This window comes from Curtobacterium flaccumfaciens, from assembly GCF_018598405.1.
Lineage (GTDB): Bacteria > Actinomycetota > Actinomycetes > Actinomycetales > Microbacteriaceae > Curtobacterium > Curtobacterium aurantiacum.
Genome location: NZ_JAHEWS010000008.1, coordinates 145,383 through 152,512, shown reverse-complemented (window position 1 = coordinate 152,512; position 7,130 = coordinate 145,383). Strand labels below are relative to the sequence as shown.

At 73.6% G+C, this 7,130-nt stretch carries 7 protein-coding genes; all 7 read right to left on the bottom strand.

The genetic code is table 11. The features are described from left to right. Positions 1 to 29: 29 nt before the first annotated feature. Positions 30 to 1,148 carry an NAD-dependent epimerase/dehydratase family protein gene (locus KK097_RS07320; protein ID WP_214544201.1) on the bottom strand — a complete coding sequence of 373 codons (1,119 nt, stop codon included), beginning with the start codon at positions 1,146 to 1,148 and terminating at the stop codon, positions 30 to 32. Then, positions 1,148 to 2,341 (bottom strand): zinc-dependent alcohol dehydrogenase, encoded by a 1,194-nt coding sequence (locus KK097_RS07315; RefSeq protein WP_110894050.1) that lies wholly within the window; start codon positions 2,339 to 2,341, stop codon positions 1,148 to 1,150. Before KK097_RS07315 ends, KK097_RS07320 begins: the two co-directional genes overlap by 1 nt. Before the next feature lie 127 nt (positions 2,342 to 2,468). Continuing rightward, positions 2,469 to 3,380 (bottom strand): aminoglycoside phosphotransferase family protein, encoded by a 912-nt coding sequence (locus tag KK097_RS07310; protein ID WP_214544200.1) that lies wholly within the window; start codon positions 3,378 to 3,380, stop codon positions 2,469 to 2,471. A 99-nt stretch (positions 3,381 to 3,479) separates the two neighbouring features. After that, positions 3,480 to 4,070 (bottom strand): TetR/AcrR family transcriptional regulator, encoded by a 591-nt coding sequence (locus KK097_RS07305; RefSeq protein ID WP_214544199.1) that lies wholly within the window; start codon positions 4,068 to 4,070, stop codon positions 3,480 to 3,482. Next, positions 4,060 to 5,586, bottom strand: a complete 1,527-nt coding sequence (locus tag KK097_RS07300; protein WP_214544198.1) for an MFS transporter — start codon at positions 5,584 to 5,586, stop codon at positions 4,060 to 4,062. Before KK097_RS07300 ends, KK097_RS07305 begins: the two co-directional genes overlap by 11 nt. A gap of 72 nt (positions 5,587 to 5,658) precedes the next feature. Then, positions 5,659 to 6,324, bottom strand: coding sequence for a DNA alkylation repair protein (locus KK097_RS07295; protein ID WP_214544197.1), 666 nt, complete (start codon positions 6,322 to 6,324; stop codon positions 5,659 to 5,661). Continuing rightward, on the bottom strand, positions 6,321 to 7,124 hold the full coding sequence (locus tag KK097_RS07290; protein ID WP_214530252.1) for a sulfite exporter TauE/SafE family protein: 804 nt from the start codon (positions 7,122 to 7,124) through the stop codon (positions 6,321 to 6,323). The genes KK097_RS07295 and KK097_RS07290 overlap by 4 nt, the downstream gene beginning before the upstream one ends. Positions 7,125 to 7,130 lie beyond the last annotated feature (6 nt).

Genomic DNA, 7,130 nt, shown 5'->3' with positions numbered 1-7,130 from the left:
CCACCCGGCCCCAGCCCGCCTCAGCCCGCTCAGCCGCGCAGCGGCCCCGACCCCGGCACGTTCGCACCGTCCGCGAAGCCGGCCACGAGCGCACGCAACGCTTCTTCGGAGGTGTGTCGCGCCTCCCATCCGAGCACCGACCGGGCCCGGTCGGTCCGCATGATCGGCACCCCGGCCGCGATGTCGATCCACCCGGCGTCCGTCGGCTGCAACCGCAGCCGCCACGTCACCGTCACGATCCCGCGCAGCAGCCGCAGCGGGATGCGGACCGCGCCGAGCATGCCGAAGGCCCGAGCCAGCCGCGGCGGGTTGAGCACGGGCGACGCGGCGATGTTGAACGCCCCCGCTGCCCGTCGGTCGACGGCCCGCCAGTAGGCGTCGGCGACGTCGTCGGCGTGCACGGCCTGGAACACGAACGGGTACGGCAGCGGCAGCACGAGCCAGCGGATCCACCGGACGATCGACATCGGCACGAGGTGGCCGAGGAACAGCCCGCGGATCTCGGCGGCGGCGTCCCGCTGGAAGATCAGCCCGGGCCGCAGCCGTGTCACCGTCACCGAGGGGTGATCTGCCTCGAATGCATCCATCGCCGACTCGTTGGCGGCCTTGTGGATCGAGTACGTCGCCGTCGGGATGCCGTCGGCTGGCCAGCTCTCGTCCACGGGCGTGCGCTTGCCGTCGACGTCCACCCCGCGGTAGGCACCCACCGAGGACGCGACCACGACCTGGGGCACCCCGGCGCGCGCGACGGCCTCGAGGACGTTCGCCGTCCCCGTCACGTTCGTCCGGTGCTGCGCCGGGATGTCGTGCGTCGGCTGGAGCGCCCACGCCAGGTGGATCACGGCGTCGGCGCCCTGGAACACGGCGGCGAGCTGGTCCACGGCGTCCGCGGCACCGACGTCCACGGCGTGCCAGACGGCGGCGTCGTACGGCTCGGCGCGCAGGTCCGGCAGCCGCCGGGCGACGCCGACGATCTGGACGTCGGCGACGTCACGGCCACCGGCGGACACAGAGGCGGACGCACCTGCGGGCGGAGGAGCAGCACCACCAGCGGAAGCACCACCGTCGCCGTCGGCGCGCACGGCCGCGAGCCGACGAAGCACCGCCGTCCCGACGTTGCCGGTCGCACCGACGACGACGACGCGCATCAGGCGGCGGCCATCGCGGGGTCGAGCACGACCTTGACGCAGCCGTCCTGCTTCTTCTGGAAGACCTCGTACATGTGCGGGGCCTCCTCGAGCGAGACGCGGTGGGTGGTCAGGTCGAGCGTGCCGAGCGGGTCCGACGGGTCGGAGACGAGCGGCATGATGTCGTCGATCCAGCGCTTCACGTTGCACTGGCCCTCGCGGATGGTGATCTGCTTGTCGAACAGCGTCATCATCGGCATCGGGTCGGCCATGCCGCCGTAGACACCGCTCAGCGAGACGGTGCCGCCGCGGCGGACCAGGTCGATGGCCGCGTGCACGGCGGCGAGGCGGTCGACTCCGGCGGTCTCGATCGCCTTCTGCGCGAGCTTGTCGGGCAGCAGACCGGCGGCGCGCTGTGCGAAGCCCGCCATCGGGTTGCCGTGGGCCTCCATGCCGACCGCGTCGACGACCCCGTCGGGGCCGCGGCCGTCGGTCAGGTCGACGAGCTCGGGCACCAGGTCCTTCGTCAGGTCGAACACCTCGGCGCCGTGCTTCGCCCCCAGGTCACGACGGACCTGCTCGGGGTCGACGGCGAGCACGCGGTAGCCGAGGTGCTTGCCTATGCGGGCGGCGAACTGCCCGACCGGGCCGAGACCGAGCACCGCGAGCGTGCCGCCCTCGGGCACCTGGGCGTACTGCACGGCCTGCCACGCGGTGGGCAGGATGTCGCTCAGGAACAGCCAGCGGTCGTCGGGGGTGCCGTCGTCCGGCACGACGATGGGTCCGTAGTCGGCGTGCGGCACGCGCAGGTACTCGGCCTGGCCACCGGGGACCTGGCCGTACATCTTCGTGTAGCCGAACAGGGATGCCCCGCTGCCGTACTCGGTCACCTGGGTGGTCTCGCACTGCGACTGCAGGCCGTGCTGGCACATCCAGCAGTGGCCGCAGGAGATGTTGAAGGGGATGACGACCCGGTCGCCGACCTTGAGGTTCGTGACGCCGGAGCCGACCTCTTCCACGACGCCCATCGGCTCGTGACCGAGGACGTCGCCGCGGTCGATGTACGGGCCGAGCACGCGGTACAGGTGCAGGTCGGAGCCGCAGATCGCCGTGGAGGTGATCCGCACGATCGCGTCGGTCGGCTCCTGGATGGTCGGGTCGGGGACGGTCTCGACGGACACCTTCTCGGTGCCCTGCCAGGTCAGTGCGCGCACGTCGCGTTCCTCTCGTGGTCGCTTCGAGCCGGCCTGGAGGCACGACTCGCGTTCCCCTCCTCGGTACGCGCCCGCCCCGTGGACACTCCCAGCCCCGCGTCCCCCTCGCGCGCGTCGGCGCGGCTGGTCACGCCGACGCGAGGACGGCTGCGAGGACCCGTTCGTGCTCGTCGCGACCGCCCGGCCCGGCGCTGCCCGCGAGCATGATGAGCGCCTTCCACAGCGCCCATCCCCGTGCCCGCGCCCAGGTGTCGTCGTCGAGGTCGACCGCCTGCCGGAACACCTGCCGCGCCGGGGGATCGAGCATCGTCCACGCGAGCACGAGGTCGCACGCCGGGTCCCCCACGCCGCACGTGCCGAAGTCGATCGCGGCGCACAGCCGCCCGGCGTCGTCGACGAGGAGGTTGCCCGGGGCGACGTCACCGTGGAACCAGACGGCTGGCGCGTCCCACCGGGTGGCGAGGGCCTCGGCCCAGACCGCTTCGCACGCGCCGCGGTCGACGTCGGTGCCGCTGCCGTCGCCGCCGCCGCCGCCGCCGCTGAGCGTGTCGAGCGCCGCCCGCACCTCGGCGTCGTACACGGACGGGTGCTCCCCGCGGTGGAACGAGTGCGCGCCGGCGGTGGGTCCGCCCGTCGCGGGGATGCTCCGGAGCTGCCGGAGCACGGCGCCGACCTCGGCCGCGAAGCGCTCGTGGTCGAGGTCGTCGACCTGCTCGGCCGGCGTCCCCTCGAGCCACCGCAGCACGGACCACGGGAACGGATAGCCCTGGCCCGGTTCCCCGAGCGCCACGGGCTCCGGCACGGCGACGTCCAGCCGACGGGCGAGGTACGGCAGGACGTCCTGCTCCTTCTCGACCGCGGGCACGTAGCCGGCCGCGCTCGGCAGCCGCACCGACAGGGCCTCCCCGAGTCGGTACGTGCGGTTGTCCCAGCCCTGGTGGTCGACCTCGCGCACGGGCAGGCCGGCCCAGTCGGGGAACTGCGCCGCGACGAGTCGTTCGACGAGTCCGGCGTCGGTCCGGGGCACCTCGGTGTGCATGCCCGCAGCATAGGCGTCGGACCCCGCACGGGGGTGGGACCGGTGCGTGCCGGCGGCGAGCGGCGGGGCGGACCCGCACCGGGCCTCCCGGCCGTCGCCTCAGACGGGTTCTGCCAGGGCGAGCAGCGCGTCCCGCGCGACCGCGAGCTCCCGCTCGGCCAGGTAGGGCGGCATGCCGGCCGCGGCGGCGAGCCCCTCGGCCGCGTGCCGGACGACGAGCGTGCGGTCCTCGGGCAGGCCGTCACGGGCGAACAGCGTCCGCCAGTGCTCGGCGTCATCGGCGACGACCGCGGCGATCCCGGGGACGGCCATCAGCCCGGTCCAGTGCGAGGACGGCGCGAACAGCTCCATCGCCTGTTCGCTGCCGCCGCAGAGCGTCCGGACGTAGGCGCGCAGGACCTTGCCTGGTCGGTTCTCGGCGAGGTCCACGTGCCGCATGACCTCGTCCGTGAACACGGCCAGCCCGTGCTCGACGACCGCGAGCAGGAGTTCGTCCTTCGACGGGAAGTGGTGCAGCAGCCCGCTCTTCGAGACGCCGGCGTCCGTCGCGATCTCGGCGACGCTCACCCGGGTGCCGCGCTCGGCGAGCAGCCGGTGTGCGGACTCGAGCACGGCCTGTCGCGTGCGCTCGCGGTCACGGGACCCGTCGGTGCCCGTGCGGACGACGCCCGTGCGGCGGTCAGTGCTCATGCGGTCCATCCTGCCGGTTCGGGATGACCCGGAGCGCGACGACGGCGGCGACCGCGAGCAGCACGGCGGCACAGATCGAGGCGAGTTGCATGCCGCCGGTGAACGCCTCGCGGGCGTGCTCGAGCACGGGCGACCCCGGCTGCAGCACCTGGCTCGCCGAAGCCAACGACTCCCGGACCCGGCCGGCGACCCCCGAGCCCAGACCGTCACCGCCCAGGTCGAGGTTCGACCGGTAGAACGCGGTCTGCAGCGACCCGAGCACCGCGATACCGAGCGCCACGCCGAGCTCGTACCCGGTCTCCGAGATGGCCGACGCGGCACCGGCGCGCTCCCGGGGAGCCGCGGCGACGACCGCGTCCGTCGCCAGGGTCATCGACACCCCGACGCCGAGGCCGACCACGGCGAGTGCGATCGCGATGCCCCAGTACGTCGGCAGCCCCTCGGCGAACGCGAGTCCGGCCATCCCGACCGCGGCGACCGCGAGGCCGAGGCCGATCGACCGGCCGGGTCCGACGTGGCGGGACAGCAGCCCGATCACGGCGATCACCGCGATGGAGGCCAGGGTCGCCGGCAGCTCCGCCGCCCCCGCCAGCAGCGGCGGGAACCCGCGCACGAGCTGCAGGTACTGCGAGAAGAAGAACAGCAGACCGCTCAGCGCGAAGACGGACAGTGAGTTGGCGACCACCGCACCCGAGAACGCCGGGATCCGGAACAGCTGCAGGTCGATGAGCGGCGTGGTCAGACGCTTCTGCCGCCGGACGAACCACCAGCCCGAGCCGATCCCGACCAGCGCGGCGACCGGCACCGTCCAGTCGAACCCGTGCCCGGCGACGTGCTTGACGGCGTACACGAGCGGCACGATCGCGAGCACCGAGAGCACGGCGGACAGCAGGTCGATCGGGGTGCGGGCGCTGCCGCGTGACTCCGGCAGCAGGAACGCCCCGGCGACCACGATCACCGCGATGACGGGGATGTTGATGAGGAAGACGGAGCCCCACCAGAAGTGCTCGAGCAGCGCACCGCCGACGAGCGGTCCGGCGGCGGCACCACCGGTCGCGCCGGCGGACCACACGGCGATGGCGGTGGTGCGCTGCCGGGGATCGCGGAAGATCGTGCGGACCAGCGACAGCGTCGACGGCATCAGCGTGGCACCGGCGACGCCGAGGAGTGCCCGGGCGGCGATGAGCAGTTCCGGGCTCGACGCGAAGGCGGCGGTGGCGGATGCCAGCCCGAACGCGACCGAGCCGATGAGCAGCAGGCGCTTCCGGCCGATCCGGTCGGCGACGTTGCCCATCGTGACGAGCAGTCCGGCCAGGGCGAACGAGTAGACGTCGCCGATCCAGAGCACCTGGGTCGCGGTCGGGTCGAGGTCGGCGGTCAGGGACGGCACCGCCAGGGCCAGCACGGTGCCGTCGATCGCCAGGAGCACCACGGCCAGGGTGAGGACGCCGAGGGACGCCCATTCCCGGACGGAGGCGGGGTGGGTCGGGGTGGCGCTGGTCTGGGTCGGTTGCACCCACTGACCCTAACCGACCATCTGGTCGGTAGGGCAGACTGCCCAGTCGGTTCACAGCACAGCGCCGCTGCGTCATCCCCGCAGGCGGTCGCGCTCGCCCGGCGGCAGGTGCTCGGTCGCCGTCCGTCGTGCCGCCGGGCTGAGGAACCGGCCGCTCCTCTCGAGGAACGCCACGAGCGCCGCCTCGGACGCCCGCTTCCCCGTCTCGCGCAGGACCCACCCGAGCGCCGACTGCACGGTCTCACTGCGTTCCCGCACCAAGCGACCGGCGATCCCGAGCGGCACCTCGGCGTCGCCCTGCTTCACGAACGCCAGGGTCGCCACGACCGCGATCCGCCGGACCATCGCCACGTCGGACTTCGCCAGCGCGAACAGCGGCCCCGTCGAACCGCTCACGAGCGGGGCGCCGACGAGTTCCTCGGCCGCCAGGTCGACGAGCAGCGGGTCCTCGAACCGCTCGGCCTTCGCCGCCGACAGGTACTCGTCGGTGAGCTCCGGATCGGGGTGCTCCCGCATCGCCTGCACGAGCAGCAGCACGGCGACGAGCTTCGCGCCGTCGTCCTCGCTCCAGAGCAGTGCCGAGCGCTCCCCCTCGTCGAGGCCCTGGAACTGCCGGGCGACCCTGCGGGCCGCCGGGACGTCGCCGGGGGTGCGGGCGAAGGCCGCCAGGACGACTTCCGCGTCGTGCGCGTTGCGGTTCCCGTTGCCGTTGCCGTTACCGGCCTGGAGGCGCGTCATGCGACCTCCCCCACGGTCGCGTCGCTCCGGGGTGCGGTCCGCCGACCGCGGCTGAGCACGATGACCGCGACGACCACCAGGAACGCCGCGAACAACCAGGTACCGACCTGCGGGTCGACCAGGCGCGCGAGCACGGCACCGCCCGGCGAGCACACCGCGGCGGTGATGCCGACCGTCAGCCCGATCCGCAGGTCGACCGCGCGGCGTCGCAGGTTCGCGACCGTGCCCGACACCGACGTCGGCACCATCGTGAGCAGCGACGTGCCCTTCGCCAGCAGGTCACCGGCGCCGAGGACGACCTCGAGCCCCGGCACGATGACCACCCCGCCGCCGACCCCGACGAGCCCGGACAGCACGCCGGACAGCAGCCCGAGCAGCAGCAGGACGATCGCCTCGACGACCCCGAAGTGCACCTCGCCGCCGCGGGTCGGCACCGTGGTGAACAGCGAGACGAGCACGACGGCGATGAACCCGACGAAGATCCACGGCAGCACCCGGAGCGGCAGGGCACGGAGCAGCCGGGCACCGAGCGGGGCGCCGACGACGCTGCCGACCGCCAGGGTCAGGGCCGCGAGCCAGTGCACCTCGCCCTGCACCGCGTACGTGAGGGCACCGACGACGGCCGCGGGGGCGATCGCCACGAGCGACGTGGCGGACGCCCGACGCTGGTCCATCTGCAGGAAGGCCATCAGCGCCGGCACCACGATGACCCCGCCGCCGACGCCGAACAGCCCGGACAGGACCCCCGCGAGGATCCCGATCGCCACCAACACGAGCACCGTTCCGCCGCGCTTCCTCATCCCGCC

Coding starts and splice junctions, on each gene's coding strand:
- KK097_RS07320 (WP_214544201.1), bottom strand. CDS start 1,148: ATGCGCGTCGTCGTCGTCGGTGCGACCGGCAACGTCGGGACGGCGGTG.
- KK097_RS07310 (WP_214544200.1), bottom strand. CDS start 3,380: ATGCACACCGAGGTGCCCCGGACCGACGCCGGACTCGTCGAACGACTC.
- KK097_RS07305 (WP_214544199.1), bottom strand. CDS start 4,070: ATGAGCACTGACCGCCGCACGGGCGTCGTCCGCACGGGCACCGACGGG.
- KK097_RS07295 (WP_214544197.1), bottom strand. CDS start 6,324: ATGACGCGCCTCCAGGCCGGTAACGGCAACGGCAACGGGAACCGCAAC.
- KK097_RS07290 (WP_214530252.1), bottom strand. CDS start 7,124: ATGAGGAAGCGCGGCGGAACGGTGCTCGTGTTGGTGGCGATCGGGATC.